We start from the raw sequence: 20,158 nt of genomic DNA, 5'->3' as shown, positions 1-20,158 counted from the left end.
GGTCGCCGCCATGGTGGGTCAGGACCTCTTCGTGCCGGCTGCGCTGACCCTCGCGGTCGCGCTGGCCGCCCTGTGCGGACTCCTTCTCCTGCTGCTGGCGAGGTCGCGCCGGGACCGGGACCGGGTCCGGGCGGAGGCCGATCGCAGTCGCGCCGAGTCCGCCGACCTGCGGGCCAGGGTCGACGCCCTCGCCGAGCTGGTCGCCGCACGGGACCGGCCCGGGCCGGAGCCGGAGTACCTCATCACCCGGGTCGGCGAGCAGGGTCCTGCGGACCCGCTGCCGCCGGGTGACGGGCGGATCGAGGGCCGGCTCTTCGCCGACATCGTGCTGCGGGAGTCGGTCGTGAAGGCCGCCGCCCTCGCCCACGGCGTACGCCTCGCGATGCGGCCCGAGACCCGCAACCGGATCCGGTTCGAGATGCGTCGCGAGGTCAAGCGGGCCCGCCGCGACCGGCGCGACCAGCTCCGGAGCCTGCGTCGCGAGCGGCAGGCGCGCCAGCGTGCCGAGGAGGTCGCCTGATGCCGCGGACTTTCTGGTTCGCCGCCGGTGCCGGCGCGGCGGTCTACGCCATGAACCGGGCCCGGCGGCTCCGCGACACGTTCACCCCCGACGGGCTGCGGGACCGGGCGGGCGGGCTGGCCCTGGGGGCCCGGCTGCTCGCCGACGAGGTGGGCCGGGGCCGTGCCGAGAAGGAGGCCGAGCTCCGGGAACGTCTCGGCCTGGCCCGGACCGGCCCCCCGGAGCTCACCACCCCGACCCCGGCCCCGACCACGGCCCCCACAGGGGGCGGCCGGCACCGGCGCCTGGACGCCCCACCCGAGCAGCCCCCTGACGAGCAGACCCCGCACGAGGAAGGCCCCAGCTGATGGACACCGCGGAGATACGCCGCCGGTTCGTGTCGCACTTCGAGGGGCAGGGCCACCGGGCCGTGCCCTCGGCGTCGCTGCTGCTCGACGACCCCAACCTGCTCTTCGTGAATGCCGGCATGGTCCCGTTCAAGCCGTACTTCCTCGGTCAGGAGGCGCCGCCGTACCCCCGCGCGGTCAGCGTGCAGAAGTGCGTGCGCACCCCCGACATCGAGGACGTCGGCAAGACCACGCGGCACGGCACCTTCTTCGAGATGTGCGGCAACTTCTCCTTCGGGGACTACTTCAAGGAGGGCGCCATCGAGCTCGCCTGGGACCTGGTCACCAAGCCGGTCGCCGACGGCGGCTGGGGGCTCGAGGAGAGCCGGCTGTGGCCCTCGATCCTGCAGGGCGACGACGAGGCGCTGCGACTCTGGATGAAGGTCACCGGGCTGCCCGCCGAGCGGATCGTCAAGCTCGGGCCCAAGGAGAACTACTGGTCGATGGGCGTGCCCGGTCCCGGCGGCCCGTGCTCGGAGATCCTCTATGACCGCGGCCCGGAGTACGGCCCGGACGGCGACTTCGCGACCACGACCCGGACCTCGATGCCGACCGAGATCGAGGACCGCTACCTCGAGATCTGGAACCTGGTGTTCATGCAGGAGGAGCTCAGCGCGGTGCGGTCGAAGGAGGACTTCGACATCGTCGGCCCCCTGCCGAAGAAGAACATCGACACCGGCATGGGCCTGGAGCGGGTCGCCTTCCTCATGCAGGGCGTCGAGAACATGTACGAGATCGACGTGATGTACCCGGTCATCGAGCGTGCCGAGCAGCTCAGCGGCCGCCGCTACGGCGCGGCGCACGAGGACGACGTCCGGCTCCGGGTCGTCGCCGACCACGTCCGCTCCTCGATGATGCTCATCGGCGACGGGGTCACCCCGGGCAACGACGGGCGCGGCTACGTGCTGCGCCGACTGCTGCGGCGGGCGGTGCGCTCCATGCGCCTGCTCGGCTACGAGGACCCGGCGCTCCCGGAGCTGCTGCCGGTCAGTCGGGACCGGATGGCCGAGACCTACACCGAGCTGCACCGCGACTGGGAGCGCATCTCCACCGTGGCGTACGCCGAGGAGGAGGCCTTCCGCGCCACGCTGCGGGCCGGCACCCAGATCTTCGACCTCGCCACCACCGCGGTGAAGCGCGGCGGGGGCGGCCAGCTCTCCGGCGACAAGGCCTTCGCGCTCCACGACACCTACGGCTTCCCGATCGACCTGACCCTGGAGATGGCCGCCGAGCAGGGGCTCTCCGTCGACGAGGCCGGCTTCCGCCGGCTGATGACCGAGCAGCGGGACCGGGCCAAGGCCGACGCCAGGGCGAAGAAGGGCCAGCACGTCGACGCCCGCGCCTACCGCGAGGTCGCCGACGCGCTCGGCCGGCCGGTGGAGTTCACCGGCTACCAGGAGGTGGTCTCCGAGGGCCGGGTCCGCGGGATCGTGTCGGAGGGCGGCTCCGTGGGGTCGGCGCGCGAGGGCGACGAGGTCGAGCTGGTCCTGGACCGCACCCCGTTCTACGCCGAGGGCGGCGGGCAGCTGGCCGACCAGGGCGTGATCGAGCTGGCCAACGGTGCCCGGGTCGAGGTCACCGACGTCCAGTCGCCGATCACCGGCGTCATCGTCCACCGGGCCCGGGTCCTGGCCGGCGAGGTCGGGCTCGGCGACGAGGCGCAGCTGCTCGTGGACACCGAGCGGCGACGCTCCATCTCGCGCTCGCACACGGCCACCCACATGGTGCACAAGGCCTTCCGCGAGGCGCTGGGCGACACCGCGACCCAGGCCGGCTCGGAGAACTCCCCGGGCCGGTTCCGGTTCGACTTCTCCGCCTCCGGCGCGGTGCCCGGCTCGGTGATGGCCGACGTCGAGGCCCGGGTCAACGACCTGGTCCTGGCCGACCTGGAGGTCGAGGCCGAGCTGATGACCCAGGCCGAGGCGGTGGCCTCGGGTGCGATGGCCCTGTTCGGCGAGAAGTACGGCGACGAGGTGCGGGTGATCTCCGTCGGCGACTGGGCCCGCGAGCTGTGCGGCGGCACCCACGCCGGGCGCTCGGGCCAGCTCGGCGTGATCAAGCTGCTCGGCGAGTCCTCCATCGGGTCCGGGGTGCGCCGGGTCGAGGCCCTCGTCGGCGGCGACGCCTACCGCTTCCTGGCCCGCGAGCACGTGCTCGTGGCGCAGCTGTCCGAGGCGCTCAAGGTGCGCCCGGAGCAGCTGCCGGAGCGGGTCAACGACATCGTGGAGCGGCTCCGCGCGGCCGAGAAGGAGATCGAGAAGGTGCGCGTCGGCCAGCTCCTGGCCGCCGGCTCGTCGCTCGCCGAGGGCGCCCGGGACGTCGCCGGGGTGAGCCTGGTGGCCCACCGTGCCGACGGCGCCGGGGCCGGCGACGTGCGCACCCTCGCCCTCGACGTCCGCAGCCGGCTCCCGGTCGGCCGGCCCGGCGCCGTGGTGATCATCGGCGCCGCGTCCGGCAAGGTCGCGGCGGTCGCCGCCGTCAACGACGAGGGCCGGGCCCGCGGGGTGAGCGCCAACGCGCTGATCCGGGCGGTCGGACCGCTCCTGGGCGGGAAGGGCGGCGGCAAGGACGACGTGGCGCAGGGCGGCGGCAGTGACAGCTCCCGCATCGACGAGGCGCTGGCGCTCGTCGAGACCGAGGTGGCGCGCGCCGCCGGGCAGGCCTGAGCGGTGCGCCCCGGCGTACGGCTCGGGATCGACCCCGGACAGGCGCGGATCGGGGTCGCCCGCAGCGACCCCTCGGGCCTGATCGCGACGCCCGTGGAGACCGTGGCCCGCGGGGCCGGGGACCTGGCCCGGCTGGCCCGGATCGTGGAGGAGGAGGGCGCGGTGGAGGTCGTCGTGGGCCTGCCCCGGTCGCTGTCCGGACGCGAGGGACCCGCCGCCGCGCTGGCCCGCGAGTTCGCCGTCGAGCTGGCGCGCGGACTTGCCCCGCTGCCGGTCAGGCTGTGTGATGAACGCTTGACCACGATCACCGCCGAGTCCCAGCTGCGCGAGCGCGGCCGCAAGGGGACCCGTCGGCGCGCGGTCGTGGACCAGGCCGCTGCGGTGGTGATCCTGCAGCACGCCCTGGACACGGAGCGGACCCGGGGGACCGCACCCGGTGAACTGGTGGACCCGACGGCAGACGCGACAAGGGGCTGAGCACGAGTGAGCGAGCACGAGCACGAGCGCGGGACCGAACCCCCGGCGGACCTCGCCGAGATCGGCCTCGCCGAGCCGCGCGAGTCGCGCTCCCACCGCGGCGGACGGCGCAGCAGGCGCGGCCGTCGCGCCAAGGGCGTGGCCGGCTGCCTGATCCCGCTGCTGATCGTGGCGATGCTGGTCGGCGGCAGCTGGATCGCGCTGACCAAGGGGGTCGACTACGTGCGGGACCAGTTCGCCGACCCGGAGGACTTCCCGGGCCCCGGCTCCGGCTCGGTCACCGTCGAGGTCGAGCAGGGCGACACCGCCGCCGACATCGGGCGGATGCTCAAGGAGAAGGGTGTGGTCGCCTCCGTCGACGCCTTCACCGCCGCCGCCAACGCCCGCTCCGACGAGGCCGGCAGGATCCAGGTGGGCTTCTACGAGGTGCAGTCGGAGATGCGCGCGAACGACGCCCTGTCGGTGCTGGTCGACCCGGCCAACCTGCTGCAGAGCGCGGTGACCATCCCCGAGGGGCTGCGCGTGGTCGACATCGTCGAGCTGCTGGCCAAGAACACCGACTTCGGCAAGGCCCGCTACGAGAAGGCGCTCGACGAGCCCGGCAAGCTCGGGCTGCCGAAGTACGCCGGCGGCGAGGCCGAGGGCTACCTGTTCCCGGCGACGTACATGTTCAAGCCGAACGACGACCCGACCTCGATCCTGCGCACCATGGTCGATCGCTGGAAGCAGGCGGCCGACGAGGCCGGGATCGTCGAGGCCGCCGACGAGCTGGGCTACGAGCCGGAGGAACTGGTGACGATCGCCTCGCTGGTCGAGGCGGAGGGGCGCGGCGACGACATGCCGAAGATCGCCCGGGTGATCTACAACCGGCTGGAGACCAAGGGCGAGCCGACCTACGGGAAGCTCGAGATCGACGCGACGGTCAACTACGCCCTGGGTCGCAACCTCGGCGTCGCCATCAGCCAGGAGGACCTCGACGTCGACTCGGAGTACAACACCCGCAGGTACCCCGGTCTGCCTCCCGGGCCGATCGAGGCCCCGGGCCTGGCCGCGCTCGAGGCGGCGGCCAACCCGGCCGAGGGGGACTGGTTCTTCTACGTGACGGTCAACCTGAAGACGGGGGAGACCAAGTTCGCCGAGGACTACGACCAGTTCCTGGAGTACAAGGCCGAGTTCCAGGAGTACTGCCAGACCTCCGACGCGTGCTGAGGCCCCGGGCGTGAGGTGCGCGGTCCTGGGAGACCCGATCGGGCACTCCCTGTCGCCGGTCCTGCACCGGGCGGGGTACGCCGAGGAGGGCCTGGACTGGACCTACGAGGCGCACCGCGTGGTCGCCGGCGGACTGCCCGGCTTCCTCGCCGGCCTGGACGCCAGCTGGCGGGGGCTGTCCCTGACGATGCCGCTGAAGCGCGAGGCCGCCGGGATCGCGACGACCGTGACCGACCGGGCCCGCCTGGCCGGGGCGGCCAACACGCTGGTGCTCGCCGGTGGGGGAGTGCTGGCCGACAACACCGACATCCCCGGCGCCGTCGCGGCGGTCCGCGAGCGCGGCGTCTCCTCGGTGACGTCGGCGACCGTGCTGGGCGGCGGCGCCACGGCGACCTCCCTCGGCCTGGCGCTGGTCGAGCTCGGCGCGACGCGACTGCGGCTCCTGGTCCGGTCGCCGGACCGGGCGGAGCCGACCCTTGTCGCGCTGAGGTCGCACCCGGCCCACCCGGAGGTCTCGGTGGCGGACCTGGCCTCGGGCCCCGTGACCGGTGACGCCGTGGTCTCCACGATCCCGGCCGCCGCCCAGGGGCCGGACCTGGTGGCCCGCTGCCGGGAGGTCCCGCTCGTCTTCGAGGCGCTCTACGACCCGTGGCCCACGCCGCTGGCCGACTCCGTGGGCCCCGGTCGCATCCTCGTCGGGGGCCTGGACCTGCTCGTGCACCAGGCGGCCCTGCAGTTCGAGGCGTTCACCGGACGGTCGGCTCCGCTGTCGGCCATGCGCGAGGCCGGCGAAACCGCCCTGCGCGAGCGCTGAGTCGCACTAGGGTTCCGGCCATGGACTGGCTGCTCGGTGGAGGATGGCACGCGGACACCGCTGCCGTGTGTGCCGTCGTCGGCGCTCTCGGTGGCTGGCTCGTGCCGCGGCTGGTGGCCCGGATCCCGGAGCCGGTGGCGGTGCCTGCCGGGCCTGCAGGGCCGGCAGGTCCGGATCCGGCGGCCCACGAGGAGGAGCCGAGGCCGTCGTACGTCGAGCTGGCCGCGGCGCCGGGACTGGCGCAGCGCTCGGCGGTCGGCGGGGCGCTGGTCGGCGGCGTGATCGGCGCCGCGACCGGCTGGATCTGGCCGCTGACCTACCTGCTGGTGCTGGTGCCGATCGGGCTCGCGCTGGGCTACGTGGACAGCCGGGTCCGGCTGCTGCCGACGAAGGTCATCGCCCCGACGTACGGCGTGGTGGCGGCGCTGGTGCTGCTGTGCGCCGCCGTCACCGGCGACCTCGACGACCTGGGCCGGGCGGCGCTCGGGTGGCTCGTGTTCGGACTGGTGTTCTGGCTGCTGTGGCGCTTCACCCCCGGCATGGGCTACGGCGACGTCCGGCTCTCGGGCATCCTCGGGATCGCGCTGGGCTACCTCGGCTGGTCCGAGGCGCTGGTCGGCCTCTACTCCGGGTTCCTGCTCGGGAGCGTCGGCTGGATCCCGTTGCGCCTGCTGCGGATCACCAAGGACCGGAACTTCCCGTTCGGTCCGTTCATGCTGATCGGTGCCCTCGTCGGCATCGTGTGGGGCCCGGAGATCGGCGAGTATCTCGCCGCGAGACGGGCCTGACCGCGCGCCGTACCGGGCGTGAAACACTGGCCGCATGCTGCGCTGGCTCACCGCGGGCGAGTCCCACGGACCGTCCCTCGTCGCGATCCTCGAGGGCCTGCCCGCCCACGTCGAGGTGACCACCGACGACATCTCCGACGCCCTCGCCCGGCGCCGCCTCGGCTACGGCCGTGGGGCCCGGATGAAGTTCGAGCAGGATGAGGTGACACTCGTCGGCGGGGTCCGGCACGGCCGCAGCCAGGGCGGGCCGGTGGCCATCCAGGTCGGCAACACCGAGTGGCCCAAGTGGGAGAAGGTCATGTCGGCCGACCCGGTCGACCCCGCCGAGCTCGAGTCCAGCGCCCGCAACGCGCCCCTCACCCGGCCCCGACCCGGCCACGCCGACCTGGTCGGCATGCAGAAGTACGACTTCGACGAGGCCCGGCCGGTCCTGGAGCGGGCCTCGGCCCGCGAGACCGCGGCCCGGGTCGCGCTCGGCCGGGTGGCCGGCAACTTCCTCGAGCAGGCCGTCGGCGCCCGGGTGGTCTCCCACGTCGTCGAGCTCGGCGGGGTGCCTGCCCCCTACGGCTCGGTCCCCGGACCCGACGACGTGGCCCGGCTCGACGACGACCCGGTCCGGTGCCTCGACCCGGACGCGAGCAAGCAGATGGTCGCCGCCATCGACCAGGCGCACCAGGACGGCGACACCCTGGGCGGCGTGGTCGAGGTCGTCGTGCACGGCCTCCCGCCCGGTCTCGGCTCGCACGTGCACTGGGACCGCCGGCTCGACTCGCGGCTGGCCGGCGCGCTGATGGGGATCCAGGCCATCAAGGGCGTCGAGGTCGGCGACGGCTTCGGCCTGGCCGCGGACCCGGGCTCCCGTGCGCACGACGAGATCGTCGCCTCCGACGGCGGCATCCGCCGCGCCACCGGCCGCTCCGGCGGCACCGAGGGCGGCATGACGACCGGCGAGCTGCTGCGGGTGCGGGCGGCGATGAAGCCCATCGCGACCGTGCCCCGTGCCCTGCGCACCGTCGACGTCGCGACCGGTGAGCAGACCACCGCGCACCACCAGCGCTCCGACGTGTGCGCGGTGCCGGCCGCCGGCATCGTCGCCGAGGCGATGGTGGCGCTCGTCGTCGCCGACGCGGTGCTCGAGAAGTTCGGCGGTGACTCCGTCGCCGAGACCGCCCGCAACTGCGCGTCCTACCTCGACGCGATCCGGTTCCGGTGAGCCCCCGGGTCGTGCTGGTGGGCCCCATGGGCGCCGGCAAGTCGACGGTCGGGGCGGTGCTCGCCGACACCTGGGGAGTGCCCCTGCGTGACACCGACCACGACGTTGAGGCGACCGAGGGTCGCAGCGTCGCGGAGATCTTCGTCGACTCCGGTGAGGAGCACTTCCGCCGGCTCGAGGCCAGGGCGGTCGCCGTCGCGCTGCGCGAGCACGAGGGCGTCCTCGCCCTGGGCGGCGGTGCGGTCCTCGACGAGGGCACCCGTGACGCCCTGGCCGGGCACCGGGTGGTGTTCCTCCGGGTGGGCCTCTCCGACGCGGTGAAGCGGGTCGGGCTGGGCACCGCCCGGCCGCTCCTCCTCGGCAACGTCCGGGGCCGGATCAAGGCCCTCCTCGACGAGCGCACGCCCGTCTACGCCGCGGTCGCGGAGCTGACAGTCGACACCGACGGCCGGACCCCCGAGGACGTGGCCGCCGAGATCGACGAGCGGCTGGTGGCGCTGACGTGAGCGGCTCCGAGACCGTCCTGCCCGTGCCCGGCGCCTCGCCGTACGACGTCGTCATCGGGCACGACCTCGGCGACCGGCTGCCGGGGATCCTCGGCGAGGACGTGCGCCGGGTGGCGCTCCTGTACGCCGACGACCTGGCCGAGCAGGCGCAGCCGGTGCTGGACACCCTGGTGGCGCACTACGACGTGCTCGCCCTCGGGCTGCCGGCGGGGGAGCAGGCCAAGAGCACCTCGGTCGCCAACGACTGCTGGGAGGCGCTCGGCGAGGCCGGGTTCACCCGCTCTGACGCGGTCGTGACCTTCGGCGGCGGGGCGACGACCGACCTCGGCGGCTTCGTGGCCGCGACCTGGCTGCGGGGGGTGCGGGTCGTGCATGTGCCGACCACCCTGCTGGCGATGGTCGACGCCGCGGTCGGCGGCAAGACCGGCGTGAACACCGGTGCCGGCAAGAACCTGGTCGGCTCCTTCCACGAGCCGGCCGGCGTGCTGTGCGACCTGGCCACCCTGGCCAGCCTGCCCACCCCGGAGCTGCGGGCCGGGCTGGGCGAGGTGGTCAAGTGCGGCTTCATCGCCGACCCGGCGATCCTGGACATGGTCGAGTCCGACCCCCGGGCGGCGCTCGACCCGACGTCGCCGGTGCTCCGGGAGCTGGTCGAGCGCTCGGTGCGGGTGAAGATCGACGTGGTCGTGGGCGACCTCCGCGAGACCGGCGGCGCCGGCGGGCACCCCGGGCGGGAGGTGCTGAACTACGGGCACACGATGGCGCACGCGATCGAGCGCGCCAGCGAGTACGACGTGCGGCACGGCGAGGCGGTCGCCATCGGCTGCGTCTACGTGGCCGAGCTGGCCCGCGCGGCCGGCCTGCTCGCCGACGACGTGGCCGATCGGCACCGCACGGCGTTCGCGGCCGTCGGACTGCCCACGACCTGGGCCGGCGCCCGCTTCGAGGAGCTGCTGGCCGCCATGCGGGTGGACAAGAAGACCCGCGGTGACCAGCTGCGCTTCGTCGTGCTCGACGCCCTCGCCTCCCCCCGGGTGCTGGCCGGGCCGGACGAGGCGCACCTGCAGACGGCGTACGACGTGATGAGCGGGGCGGCGTCGTGACCGGCACCCGGGTGCTGGTGCTCAACGGTCCGAACCTCGGTCGGCTGGGTCGCCGCCAGCCCGAGATCTACGGCGACACCACGCACGCGGAGCTGGCCGAGCTGTGCCGCGGCTGGGGCTCTGAGCTGGGGCTGGAGGTTGAGGTGCGCCAGACCAACCACGAGGGTGAGCTGCTGGACTGGCTCAACGACGCCGCCGACGCGGCGACACCGGTGGTGCTCAACGCCGCCGCGTGGACCCACTACTCGTGGGCGATCTTCGACGCCTGCGCCCAGCTGACCGCGCCACTGGTGGAGGTCCACCTCTCCGACCCGACGCAGCGGCCCGAGCGCTTCCGGCACACGTCGGTCGTCACCGAGCACGCGGTCGCGGTGATCGCGGGGCGCGGAGTGAGCGGCTACCGCGACGCGCTCGCGCTGCTCGCGGAGCCACGCGTATAGACTGGCCCGCTGTTGCCTGCGCGCCCTGCGCGGGTGCCCCCGTCTCCGACTGCGAAGAAGGCCCACCGAACGCATGGCTACGACCAACGACCTCAAGAACGGCATGGTGCTCAACCTCGACGGCCAGCTCTGGCAGGTCATCTGGTTCCAGCACCACAAGCCCGGCAAGGGCGGCGCCGTGGTGCGCTCCAAGCTGAAGAACGTGGAGTCCGGCAAGACCGTCGACAAGACGTTCAACGCCGACGTCAAGGTCGAGGTGGCCTCGGTCGACAAGCGGACCATGCAGTACCTCTACAACGACGGCACGTCGTACGTCTTCATGGACGTCAGCACCTACGACCAGCTCGAGGTGGGCCCCGACATCGTCGGCGAGGCCAGCAACTTCATGCTCGAGAACCAGGAGGCGATCGTCGCCACCAACGAGGGCCGGGTGCTCTACATCGAGCTGCCCGCCTCGGTCGAGCTCGAGATCGCCCAGACCGACCCCGGTCTGCAGGGCGACCGCTCCACCGGCGGCACCAAGCCGGCCACGCTCGAGACCGGCCACACCATCCAGGTGCCGCTGTTCATCACCACCGGGGAGAAGGTCAAGGTCGACACCCGCGACTCCTCCTACCTCGGTCGCGTCAAGTCCTGATGGCGGCTCGCTCCAAGGCCCGCAAGCGTGCCCTCGACCTGCTGTTCGCGAGCGAGCTGCGCGGGGAGAGCCCGGTCGTGGCCCTCGACCGGGCGATCGCCGAGGGCGAGGGCCCGACCAACGACTACACCGTCACCCTGGTGCGCGGAGTGGCCGGCGAGCGGGAGGAGATCGACCGGCTGATCGCGTCCTCCGCGCAGGGCTGGAGCCTCGAGCGGATGCCGGCGGTCGACCGCAACGTCCTGCGACTCGGCGTCTACGAGCTGCTGCACGTCGACGACGTGCCGGACGCGGTGGCGGTCACCGAGGCGATGAACCTCGTGCGGGACCTGTCCACCGACGACTCGCCCTCCTTCGTCAACGGGGTCCTGGGCGCGGTCCTGAAGGCCCGCAAGGCCTGAGGCCGCGGGCTTCCCCTCTGCCCTAGGGTTCGGGTGGGAAGGGAGACAGCCATGGCGGCAGGGAGCACGACAGGCGGGGTCGGTGATCGGGCGCGCCGGATGGGGCGCAAGGCCGACGACAGCGACCGGATCGACCACGTCGTCCGGTTCGGGATGGTGGTCTACGGGGTGGTGCACCTCGTGATCGCGTGGCTGGCCATCCAGATCGCGTTCGGGGACCAGAAGCAGAACGCCTCCAGCAGCGGCGCCCTGCACGAGATCGCCTCGCAGCCGTTCGGCGCGGTGGCGGTCTGGCTGGTCGCGCTCGGCATGCTCGTGCTCGTGGCCTGGCGGCTGCTCGAGGCGGTCACCGGCCACCGCGACGAGGACGGCGCCGAGCTCGCGCGCAAGCGGGCGGTCTCGGTGCTCAAGGCCGTGCTCTACGGAGCGATCGGGATCTCGGCGCTGCGGGTGGCGGTCGGCGAGGGCTCCAAGGGAGGCACCGACTCGACCACGGCCAAGCTCATGGACCTGCCCGCCGGCCAGTGGATCGTGGGCCTCGTCGGGCTCGGGATCATCGGCTACGGGCTCAACCAGGTGCGGATCGCGTGGACCGAGAAGTTCCGCAAGCACCTCACCGCCGAGGGCAAGCGGGGCGGCGACGGCACGGCGTACGTGTGGTTCGGGAAGGTCGGGTACGCCGCCAAGGGTGTGGCCGTCGGCGTGGTCGGCACGCTGTTCCTGTACGCCGCCGTGACCCACGAGGCCAAGAAGTCCGGCGGCCTGGACCAAGCCCTCCAGGAGATCCGGCAGCAGGCGTTCGGTCCCTACCTGCTGGTGGCCGTGGGTCTCGGCATCGGCAGCTACGGACTGTTCTGCTTCGCGAGGGCCCGGCACCTCGACCGGTGAGCGGTCCTTGGCCCTCATGGTTGGCTGGGGGGCATGACGACTGACGTGGACGTGGTGGTGCTCGGTCTCGGGCCCGGAGGCGAGACGGTCGCGGCCAAGCTGGCCAAGGCCGGGCTGAGTGTGGTCGGGATCGAGGCCCGGCTGGTCGGTGGTGAGTGCCCCTACTACGGCTGCGTGCCGTCCAAGATGATGATCGCCGCGGCCGGGACGCTGGCCCAGGCCCGGCACGTCCCCCAGCTCGCCGGGGCCGCGCAGGTGCAGCCCGACTGGGCGCCGGTCGCGACCCGGATCCGTGAGGAGGCGACCGACGACTGGGATGACACCGTCGCGGTCGAGCGTCTCGAGAGCTCGGGAGCGACCTTCGTCCGGGGGACCGGCACGATCACCGGCCCCGGACAGGTCGAGGTCAACGGCACGACGTACGCCGCCTCGCGCGCCGTCGTCGTGAACACCGGCACCGAGCCGGCGATCCCGCCGATCGACGGCCTCGCGGACACGCCGTACTGGACGAACCGCGACGTCGTGCAGCTCACCGAGCTGCCGGCGTCGCTGGTGGTCATCGGCGCCGGAGCGATCGGCGCCGAGCTGGCCCAGGTGATGGCCCGGTTCGGGGTGCAGGTGACCCTGCTCGAGGTCGCGGACCGAGTGCTGCCGCCGGAGGAGCCGGAGGCCGGGGCGATGCTCCAGGACGCCTTCGTCGCCGAGGGCATGAAGGTGCGCACCGGGGTGTCGATCTCGCGGGTGGACCACGCCGACGGCACGTTCACGGTGTCGCTGGGCGACGAGCAGATCACCGCGGACAAGCTGCTGGTCTCCGCGGGGCGGCGGAGCAACCTGGCCGGGATCGGCCTGGAGCACATGGGTGCCGACCCGGAGGCGAGCACCCTGGAGACGGACGAGCGGATGCGCGCGGGCGACAGGCTCTGGGGCATCGGCGACATCACCGGGAAGGGTGCCTTCACGCACGTCTCGATGTACCAGGCCGACGTGGCGGTCCGCGACATCCTCGGTGAGGACGGTCCGTGGGCGGACTACCGTGCGGTCGCCCGGGTCACCTTCACCGGCCCCGAGGTCGCCTCCGTGGGGCTCACCGAGGCCCAGGCCAGGGAGCAGGGCCTCGACGTGCGCGTCGCCTCGGGCGACCTCGGTGCGCGCGGCTGGCTGGCCAAGGAGGAGGGGCTGATCAAGGTCGTCGCCTCGGACGGCGTCCTCGTGGGCGCGACGGTCGTCGGGTCCGCCGGCGGCGAGATCATGGGCATGCTCGCCACCGCCATCCACGCGCGGGTGCCGGTCGAGACCCTGCTCGGCATGCACTACGCCTACCCGACCTACCACCGGGCGGTCGAGAGCGTGCTCCACGACCTCGACTGACCCCCCCCCCCCCCGCCGGTGGTTGAGGAGGTCGCGCAGCGACCGTCTCGAAACCACGCCACCGGCCGCCCCTCGCCGGTTGAGCCGCGAGCGCCAGCGAGCGTGTCGAAACCCGCCGCCGGCCGCCCGTCGGTGGTTGAGGAGGTCGCGCAGCGACCGTCTCGAAACCACGCCACCGGCCGCCCTCGCCGGTTGAGCAGCGAGCCCCGGCGAGCGTGTCGAAACCAGGCCCCCGGTGGTTGAGGAGGTCGCGCAGCGACCGTCTCGAAACCAGGCCACCGGCGCCCCTCGCCGGTTGAGCCGCGAGCCCCGGCGAGCGTGTCGAAACCCGCCGCCGGCGCCCCTCGCCGCTTGAGGAGGTCGCGCAGCGACCGTCTCGAAACCCGCCCCCGCCGGTTGAGCCGCGAGCCCTGGCGAGCGTGTCGAAACCCCGTTGTGCACAACCGGTTCTCGCCCCGGGGTGACTGTCAGTGGGCACGGCTAGCGTGGTTGCCATGAGGACGAAGACCACCCCGAACCCCGGTGCTTCTGGCACCGGCACCGCGGGCACCGCGGATGCGGTGTTGGCCTCGGCGCGGTCGAACCGGGAGGTTGCGGACGCGGCCGAGGTCCGGCTCCTCCAGGACGCCTGCGCGTGGGCGGACCTGCACCCCCCGGAGGGCATTCACCCGGCGGCGACGGTGACCACGGCGTTGTTCGGCGACACCGGCCTCCCCTTGGCAGGTGAGGGTGCCCCTGCGGTGGCGGAGTTCTGCGTGGCCGAGTTCGCCGCGAGTGTGGGGTTGGGCACCGAGTCCGGGAAGGCGCTGATCGGGGAGGCGCTCGAGTTGCGGCACCGGTTGCCGAACCTGTGGACCCGGGTGATGTCCGGTGAGCTGGCCGCCTGGAAGGCCCGTCGGGTCGCGGCCGCCACCATCGTCCTGTCCCCGGCAGCGGTGGAGTTCGTGGACGTGGCGGTCACGCCGGTGGCGCACAAGGTCACCCCCGGCCAGGTGGACCGGCTGGTTGCGGAGGCGATCGGCCGGTGCGACCCGCAGCTGGCCCAAGAGCGGGCCGACCGGGCGGTCGCGGGCCGGCACGTGACGATCACCCACGGCCAGGTCTCCTTCGACGGCACCAGCCAGGTCCACGGCATCCTGGACCTGGCCGACGCCCTGGACCTCGACACCGCCGTCGCCAACGGCGCCGCACAGCTCAAGGCCCTCGGGTCCACCGAGGACCTGGACGCCCGCCGGGCCACCGCACTCGGCAGCCTGGCCCGCCGCCAGCTCGCCCTGGACCTCAACCCCAACACCCCCGACACCGGCGACCTTGAGGCCGACCGCGGCGTCGACGAGACGGACGAGGCGGGCGGCGAGCAGGTCGCCGACGCCGCCGCGGGCGCGCACGAGCCTGCCGGCCGAGCCGGGAGCGGGAGGGTGAAGCCGCGGCAGGCGGTGCTCTACCTGCACCTGGCCGCGGAGGCGATCACCGGCACCGGTCACCGCACCGAGAAGACCGGTCAGCCCGGGCGGTCGGGGGTGGTGGGGCGCTGTGAGCTGTCCCGGTCCCCGGTGACCGCCGACCAGATCCGCACCTGGTTGGCCCACCCCGACGCCCAGGTCGTGGTCAAGCCGGTGCTGGACCACCAGGGGCTGGTCCCGGTCGATGCCTACGAGGTGCCGGACCGGATGGGCGAGGCGATCCGCCTGCGGGATGGGACGTGTGTGTTCCCGTGGTGCACCCGCCCGGCCCGGTCCTGTGATGCCGACCACGTGGTTCCTTACGACCCCGACGGCCCACCGGGCCAGACCGCGACCGGCAATCTCGGCGCGTTGTGTCGGCGGCATCACCGGCTCAAGACCCACGGCGCCTGGAGCTGTCACACCCCGAGGCCGGGGGTGTTCGAGTGGACCTCCCCGCACGGGCTGCGGTTCCGACGCGACCGCACCGGCACCCTCGACATCACCGACCCGGCCTGCCCGGCCGGTTCCCCGCCCGAGCATTGAGGACACCGCCCCACACCCCACCCCAGGCAGGACCGGGTGGGGGCAGTGGCATGTTCACCGGTGGGTGGGGAGTGGTTTCGAGACGCTCGCTGGCGCTCGCTCCTCAACCACCGGAGACCACGCCCGTCTGTCGGTGGTTGAGGAGGGCCGCCAAGGCCCGTCTCGAAACCAGCGTGCCGTCGAGGGGGTGGTTTCGAGACGCTCGCTGGCGCTCGCTCCGGTTCCCGGGGAGCGCGCGCCAACGCTGTCTCGAAGGGCCACGATCTTCGTCGGTTGAGCAGGTCGCTCTGCGACCGTGTCGAAACCCGGTGCCCGGGCAGGACTACGTGCAGCACCCCACTTTCGAGTGTCATTCGGCGCTTGAGGGCGGCGGCTGCACGTCGTTCTGCACGTCCAGCGGATGGGGAGCGGCAGCCGTGGTTTCGAGACGCTCGCTGGTGCTCGCTCCTCAACCACCGGGGACCGTGCGCTCTGGTTTCGAGACGCTCGCTGCGCTCGCTCCGGTTCCTGAGGAGGCGCGCCAGCGCCGTCTCGAAGGGCAACCACCGGCCGGGGGTGGTTTCGAGACGCTCGCTGGGGCTCGCTCCTCAACCACCGGGGACCGCGCTCGCTCCGGGTCTGGAGGAGGCGCGCCGCGGGCGGGATTCCACGGGCTGACACGCCGCGGGCGAGCCGGTCGACCGGCCCAGGAGGACTGGTAGTCTGCCCGCGATCGACATCCTTTAACGAGCCGTCCCGTGAGGCGGAGAAGGAGTTGGCACTGATGCCTGCTGCACAGGCGGACCCGGCTCGGCCGGATCCGACCCCCGACGAGGGGCGCACCGTCCTCGACGCCCGTGACGTGTCCCGGGCCCTCACCCGCATCGCGCACGAGATCCTCGAGCGCAACAAGGGTGCCGACGACCTGCTGCTGCTCGGGGTGCACACCAGAGGCGTACCCCTCGCGCGCCGGATCGCCGAGCGGATCCACTCCGTGGAGGGACACCGCGTCGGGGTGGGTTCGCTGGACGTGACGATGTACCGCGACGACCTCCGGTCGCACCCGACCCGCGGCCCGCAGCGCACCGACATCCCGGCCACCGGCATCGACGGCAAGGTGGTCGTCCTCGTCGACGACGTGCTGTTCTCCGGCCGCACCGTCCGCGCCGCGCTGGACGCCGTCTCCGACCTCGGCCGACCCGCCGCCGTACGCCTCGCGGTCCTCGTCGACCGCGGCCACCGCGAGCTGCCGATCCGCGCCGACCACGTCGGCAAGAACCTCCCCAGCGCCCGCACCGAGCGGGTCGGGGTGCTGCTCGAGGAGATCGACGGGTACGACGAGGTGCGCATCTCCGGCGTGGGAGGCCCCGCATGAAGCACCTGCTGAGCATCGACGACCTGTCGGTCGACGAGATCACCACCATCTTCGAGACCGCCGCGGAGATGCACGACGTGCAGCACCGCGAGGTCAAGAAGCTGCCCGCCCTGCGCGGCCGGACCGTCATCAACATGTTCTTCGAGGACTCCACCCGCACCCGGTCGAGCTTCGAGATCGCCGGCAAGTGGCTCTCCGCGGACGTCATCAACATCTCGGCGAAGGGGTCCTCGGCCAGCAAGGGCGAGAGCCTGCGCGACACCGTGCTGACGGTCTGCGCCATGGGCGTCGACGGGCTGGTGATCCGGCACCCCGCCAGCGGCGCCGCCCGCCAGGTCAGCCAGTGGGTCGACGCGATCGTGGTGAACGCCGGAGACGGGATGCACGAGCACCCCACCCAGGCACTGCTCGACGCCTACACCCTGCAGCGCCGGCTCGGCAGCCTCGAAGGGCGTCGGGTCGCGATCGTCGGCGACCTCACCCACAGCCGGGTCTTCCGCAGCAACCTGCAGTGCCTGACCAAGCTGGGCGCCGACGTCACCGTCGTCGCCCCGCCGACACTCATGCCCAGCGGCATCGAGCCGTGGTCGCGGGCAGCCGGCTTCGCGACGTCGTACGACCTCGACGAGGTGCTGCCGAAGGCCGACGCGGTGATGATGCTGCGGGTCCAGCGCGAGCGGATGGCCGGCGGCTACTTCCCCAGCGCCCGGGAGTACACCGTCGGCTACGGGCTCACGAAGGAGCGGCTCGCCCAGCTCCAGCCGGACGCCCCGATCTGCCACCCGGGGCCGATGAACCGCGGCCTCGAGATCGCCGCCGACGCCGCGGATGCCGCCCAGTCGGCCGTGCTCGACCAGGTGTCCGCCGGGGTGGCGGTGCGCATGTCCGTGCTCTACCACCTGCTCGCCGGAGAGGAGACGGCCTCATGACCGTCGTGATCAGGGGAGCCTCGCTCCTCGGGGAGACCACCGCCGACCTGACGGTCGAGGACGGCGTCATCCGGGACGTGGGCACCGCCGACCTCGGCGGGGCCACCCAGGTGATCGACGCGGACGGCCTGATCGCGCTGCCCGGCCTGGTCGACCTGCACACGCACCTGCGCGAGCCCGGCCGGGAGGACGCCGAGACGATCCTCAGCGGCTCCATGGCCGCGGCGGTCGGCGGCTACACCGCGGTGCTGGCGATGGCCAACACCTCACCGGTGACCGACACCGCCGAGAACGCCGAGCGGGTGCACGACCTGGGCCGTCGAGCGGGACTGGTCGACGTCCACCCGGTGGGCGCGGTCACCCGCGACCTCGGCGGCCAGGAGCTCGCGGAGCTCGGCCTGATGGCCCGGTCGCGGGCCCGGGTCCGGGTCTTCTCCGACGACGGCCGCTGCGTGGACGACGCCCGGGTGATGCGTCGGGCGCTCGAGTACGTCCGCACCTTCGGCGGCGTCATCAGCCAGCACGCCCAGGACCCGCACCTGGCCGGCCCGACCGCCTGCTGCCACGAGGGCGAGCTCTCCGGCCGGCTCGGCCTGCCCGGCTGGCCGGGCATCGCCGAGGAGGTCGTCGTCGCTCGCGACGTGATGCTGGCCCGGCACACCGGGAGCCGCCTCCACGTCGCGCACGTCAGCACCGCCGGGAGCATCGAGGTGCTCCGCTGGGCGAAGGCCCAGGGGATCGCGGTCACCGCCGAGGTCACCCCGCACCACCTGCTCCTGACCACGGACCTGCTCTCCGGCTACGACCCGACGTTCAAGGTCAACCCGCCCCTGCGGCCGGCCGAGGACGTCGAGGCGCTGCGCGCCGCCCTGGCCGACGGCACCATCGACGCGGTCGCCACCGACCACGCGCCGCACGCCCGGCACGACAAGGAGCACGCCTTCGTCGACGCCGCCTTCGGCATGCTCGGCCTCGAGACCGCCCTGTCGGTGGTCAGCACCGTGATGGTGCGCGAGGGCCGCATGGGCTGGTCGGACGTCGCCCGCACCATGTCCACGACCCCGTCCCGCATCGCCGGGCTCGAGGACCAGGGCCAGGCCCTGTCCGTGGGATCCCCGGCCAACCTCACGCTCGTCGACCCCACTGCCGAGGTCACTGTCGACCGCGCCGACTCGGTGTCGCTGTCGCGCAACAACCCCTGGCACGGACGCCGGCTGACCGGCTCCGTCCATGCGACGCTGCTGCGCGGCGTCCCCACCGTCCTGGAAGGGAAGCTCGCATGACCGGCCCCGCCACCCTCGCCCCCCGCCCGGCCATCCTGGTCCTCGAGGACGGCCGCACGTTCCGCGGCGAGGCCTTCGGCGCCACCGGGGAGACCTTCGGCGAGGCGGTCTTCTCCACCGGCATGACCGGCTACCAGGAGACGCTGACCGACCCGTCGTACCACCGGCAGGTCGTGGTCATGACCGCGCCGCACGTCGGCAACACCGGCGTCAACGACGAGGACCCCGAGTCCCGGCGGATCTGGGTCTCCGGGTACGTCGTCCGCGACCCCGCCCGGGTCTCCTCGAACTGGCGGGCCCGGCGCACCCTCGACCAGGAGCTGGACGAGCAGGGCGTGGTCGGCATCAGCGGCGTCGACACCCGCGCGCTCACCCGGCACCTGCGCGAGCGCGGCGCCATGCGCGTGGGCATCTCCACCACCGAGACCGACCCCGAGGCGCTGCTCGGGCGGGTCCTGGCCTCGGCCGGCATGGTCGGTGCCGAGCTGGCCGGGGAGGTCAGCACGACCGAGGCGTACGTCGTCCCCGCCGTGGGGGAGCGTCGGCTCACCGTCGCTGCGGTCGACCTGGGGATCAAGGCGATGACGCCCGCGATGCTCGCCGAGCGCGGCATCGAGGTGCACGTCCTCCCGGCCACCAGCACCCTCGACGACGTGCTCGCGGTCCGGCCGGACGGGCTCTTCTTCTCCAACGGCCCCGGCGACCCGTCCGCCACCACCAGCCAGGTCGAGCTCCTGCAGGGGGCCCTCGCGCACGGGCTGCCGTACTTCGGGATCTGCTTCGGCAACCAGCTGTTCGGGCGGGCCCTCGGCTTCGACACCTACAAGCTGCGGTACGGCCACCGCGGTATCAACCAGCCGGTCATGGACCGCACCACCGGCAAGGTCGAGGTGACCGCGCACAACCACGGCTTCGCCGTCGCCTGGCCGGACGCCCCCGAGATGACGCCGCAGCCGACGCCGTACGGCGCCGCCAGCGTCTCCCACGTCTGCCTCAACGACGACGTCGTGGAGGGCCTGGAGCTGCGCGACGACGCCGGCCGGCTGCTCTCGTTCTCGGTGCAGTACCACCCCGAGGCGGCCGCCGGGCCGCACGACGCGGCGTACCTCTTCGACCGGTTCAGCGACCTGATGGTGTCGAGACGGTCGCAGGGCGACCACCAGCGCAACGACGGAGGACACTGAC

Annotated in this window: 20 protein-coding genes; all 20 read left to right on the top strand. The window is 73.2% G+C overall.

Translation table 11 applies throughout. The features are described from left to right. Positions 1-10: 10 nt before the first annotated feature. The 20 genes from IE331_RS08995 to carA all read left to right on the top strand — a co-directional run bounded on the left by IE331_RS08995 (position 11) and on the right by carA (position 20,157). A complete protein-coding gene (locus tag IE331_RS08995; protein ID WP_192142675.1) occupies positions 11-520 on the top strand; it encodes a hypothetical protein in 510 nt (169 codons plus the stop codon). Continuing rightward, entirely contained in the window at positions 520-867 is a 348-nt protein-coding gene (locus IE331_RS08990) for a DUF6167 family protein (protein WP_192142674.1), read from the top strand. Before IE331_RS08995 ends, IE331_RS08990 begins: the two co-directional genes overlap by 1 nt. Further along, the gene (alaS, locus tag IE331_RS08985; protein ID WP_192142673.1) at positions 867-3,572 is read left to right on the top strand and encodes an alanine--tRNA ligase; all 2,706 of its coding nucleotides are present in this window, start codon (positions 867-869) and stop codon (positions 3,570-3,572) included. Before IE331_RS08990 ends, alaS begins: the two co-directional genes overlap by 1 nt. 3 nt (positions 3,573-3,575) lie before the next feature. After that, the gene (gene ruvX, locus IE331_RS08980) at positions 3,576-4,049 is read left to right on the top strand and encodes a Holliday junction resolvase RuvX (protein WP_192142671.1); all 474 of its coding nucleotides are present in this window, start codon (positions 3,576-3,578) and stop codon (positions 4,047-4,049) included. A gap of 6 nt (positions 4,050-4,055) precedes the next feature. Beyond that, positions 4,056-5,258 (top strand): endolytic transglycosylase MltG, encoded by a 1,203-nt coding sequence (gene mltG, locus IE331_RS08975; protein WP_192142669.1) that lies wholly within the window; start codon positions 4,056-4,058, stop codon positions 5,256-5,258. A gap of 10 nt (positions 5,259-5,268) precedes the next feature. After that, complete coding sequence (locus tag IE331_RS08970; protein WP_192142668.1) at positions 5,269-6,072, top strand: shikimate dehydrogenase; 804 nt, start codon at positions 5,269-5,271, stop codon at positions 6,070-6,072. A gap of 20 nt (positions 6,073-6,092) precedes the next feature. Next, positions 6,093-6,860 carry a prepilin peptidase gene (locus IE331_RS08965; protein ID WP_192142667.1) on the top strand — a complete coding sequence of 256 codons (768 nt, stop codon included), beginning with the start codon at positions 6,093-6,095 and terminating at the stop codon, positions 6,858-6,860. Positions 6,861-6,894: 34 nt separating this feature from the next. Beyond that, the gene (gene aroC / locus IE331_RS08960) at positions 6,895-8,073 is read left to right on the top strand and encodes a chorismate synthase (protein WP_192142666.1); all 1,179 of its coding nucleotides are present in this window, start codon (positions 6,895-6,897) and stop codon (positions 8,071-8,073) included. Between the two features lie 26 nt (positions 8,074-8,099). Beyond that, a complete protein-coding gene (locus tag IE331_RS08955; RefSeq protein ID WP_192143193.1) occupies positions 8,100-8,579 on the top strand; it encodes a shikimate kinase in 480 nt (159 codons plus the stop codon). Continuing rightward, positions 8,576-9,682: a 3-dehydroquinate synthase gene (aroB, locus tag IE331_RS08950; RefSeq protein ID WP_192142665.1), complete on the top strand. Its 1,107-nt coding sequence runs from the start codon at positions 8,576-8,578 to the stop codon at positions 9,680-9,682. Before IE331_RS08955 ends, aroB begins: the two co-directional genes overlap by 4 nt. After that, positions 9,679-10,122, top strand: coding sequence for a type II 3-dehydroquinate dehydratase (locus tag IE331_RS08945; RefSeq protein ID WP_192142664.1), 444 nt, complete (start codon positions 9,679-9,681; stop codon positions 10,120-10,122). The genes aroB and IE331_RS08945 overlap by 4 nt, the downstream gene beginning before the upstream one ends. A 73-nt stretch (positions 10,123-10,195) precedes the next feature. Continuing rightward, a complete protein-coding gene (gene efp, locus IE331_RS08940; protein WP_192142663.1) occupies positions 10,196-10,759 on the top strand; it encodes an elongation factor P in 564 nt (187 codons plus the stop codon). After that, the gene (gene nusB / locus IE331_RS08935; protein ID WP_192142661.1) at positions 10,759-11,160 is read left to right on the top strand and encodes a transcription antitermination factor NusB; all 402 of its coding nucleotides are present in this window, start codon (positions 10,759-10,761) and stop codon (positions 11,158-11,160) included. The genes efp and nusB overlap by 1 nt, the downstream gene beginning before the upstream one ends. A gap of 51 nt (positions 11,161-11,211) precedes the next feature. After that, positions 11,212-12,048 carry a DUF1206 domain-containing protein gene (locus tag IE331_RS08930; RefSeq protein ID WP_192142659.1) on the top strand — a complete coding sequence of 279 codons (837 nt, stop codon included), beginning with the start codon at positions 11,212-11,214 and terminating at the stop codon, positions 12,046-12,048. Between the two features lie 33 nt (positions 12,049-12,081). Next, complete coding sequence (locus tag IE331_RS08925) at positions 12,082-13,419, top strand: dihydrolipoyl dehydrogenase family protein (protein WP_192142657.1); 1,338 nt, start codon at positions 12,082-12,084, stop codon at positions 13,417-13,419. A gap of 494 nt (positions 13,420-13,913) precedes the next feature. After that, positions 13,914-15,407, top strand: a complete 1,494-nt coding sequence (locus IE331_RS08920) for an HNH endonuclease signature motif containing protein (RefSeq protein ID WP_192142655.1) — start codon at positions 13,914-13,916, stop codon at positions 15,405-15,407. Between the two features lie 763 nt (positions 15,408-16,170). Next, positions 16,171-16,761 carry a bifunctional pyr operon transcriptional regulator/uracil phosphoribosyltransferase PyrR gene (pyrR, locus tag IE331_RS08915; protein ID WP_192142653.1) on the top strand — a complete coding sequence of 197 codons (591 nt, stop codon included), beginning with the start codon at positions 16,171-16,173 and terminating at the stop codon, positions 16,759-16,761. Further along, on the top strand, positions 16,758-17,690 hold the full coding sequence (locus IE331_RS08910; RefSeq protein ID WP_192142651.1) for an aspartate carbamoyltransferase catalytic subunit: 933 nt from the start codon (positions 16,758-16,760) through the stop codon (positions 17,688-17,690). The genes pyrR and IE331_RS08910 overlap by 4 nt, the downstream gene beginning before the upstream one ends. Further along, a complete protein-coding gene (locus IE331_RS08905; RefSeq protein ID WP_192142649.1) occupies positions 17,687-18,973 on the top strand; it encodes a dihydroorotase in 1,287 nt (428 codons plus the stop codon). The genes IE331_RS08910 and IE331_RS08905 overlap by 4 nt, the downstream gene beginning before the upstream one ends. Next, positions 18,970-20,157, top strand: a complete 1,188-nt coding sequence (carA, locus tag IE331_RS08900) for a glutamine-hydrolyzing carbamoyl-phosphate synthase small subunit (protein ID WP_192142647.1) — start codon at positions 18,970-18,972, stop codon at positions 20,155-20,157. The genes IE331_RS08905 and carA overlap by 4 nt, the downstream gene beginning before the upstream one ends. Position 20,158 lies beyond the last annotated feature (1 nt).

Source organism: Nocardioides donggukensis (assembly GCF_014842875.1).
Lineage (GTDB): Bacteria > Actinomycetota > Actinomycetes > Propionibacteriales > Nocardioidaceae > Nocardioides > Nocardioides donggukensis.
Note: the sequence above shows the minus strand (reverse complement) of the source record. Positions and strands in the feature narration are given on the sequence as shown.

Coding starts and splice junctions, on each gene's coding strand:
- nusB (WP_192142661.1), top strand. CDS start 10,759: ATGGCGGCTCGCTCCAAGGCCCGCAAGCGTGCCCTCGACCTGCTGTTC.
- IE331_RS08990 (WP_192142674.1), top strand. CDS start 520: ATGCCGCGGACTTTCTGGTTCGCCGCCGGTGCCGGCGCGGCGGTCTAC.
- IE331_RS08925 (WP_192142657.1), top strand. CDS start 12,082: ATGACGACTGACGTGGACGTGGTGGTGCTCGGTCTCGGGCCCGGAGGC.
- IE331_RS08995 (WP_192142675.1), top strand. CDS start 11: ATGGTGGGTCAGGACCTCTTCGTGCCGGCTGCGCTGACCCTCGCGGTC.
- IE331_RS08910 (WP_192142651.1), top strand. CDS start 16,758: ATGAAGCACCTGCTGAGCATCGACGACCTGTCGGTCGACGAGATCACC.
- IE331_RS08930 (WP_192142659.1), top strand. CDS start 11,212: ATGGCGGCAGGGAGCACGACAGGCGGGGTCGGTGATCGGGCGCGCCGG.
- IE331_RS08905 (WP_192142649.1), top strand. CDS start 17,687: ATGACCGTCGTGATCAGGGGAGCCTCGCTCCTCGGGGAGACCACCGCC.
- IE331_RS08920 (WP_192142655.1), top strand. CDS start 13,914: ATGAGGACGAAGACCACCCCGAACCCCGGTGCTTCTGGCACCGGCACC.
- IE331_RS08965 (WP_192142667.1), top strand. CDS start 6,093: ATGGACTGGCTGCTCGGTGGAGGATGGCACGCGGACACCGCTGCCGTG.
- pyrR (WP_192142653.1), top strand. CDS start 16,171: ATGCCTGCTGCACAGGCGGACCCGGCTCGGCCGGATCCGACCCCCGAC.
- IE331_RS08955 (WP_192143193.1), top strand. CDS start 8,100: ATGGGCGCCGGCAAGTCGACGGTCGGGGCGGTGCTCGCCGACACCTGG.
- efp (WP_192142663.1), top strand. CDS start 10,196: ATGGCTACGACCAACGACCTCAAGAACGGCATGGTGCTCAACCTCGAC.
- aroC (WP_192142666.1), top strand. CDS start 6,895: ATGCTGCGCTGGCTCACCGCGGGCGAGTCCCACGGACCGTCCCTCGTC.
- alaS (WP_192142673.1), top strand. CDS start 867: ATGGACACCGCGGAGATACGCCGCCGGTTCGTGTCGCACTTCGAGGGG.
- carA (WP_192142647.1), top strand. CDS start 18,970: ATGACCGGCCCCGCCACCCTCGCCCCCCGCCCGGCCATCCTGGTCCTC.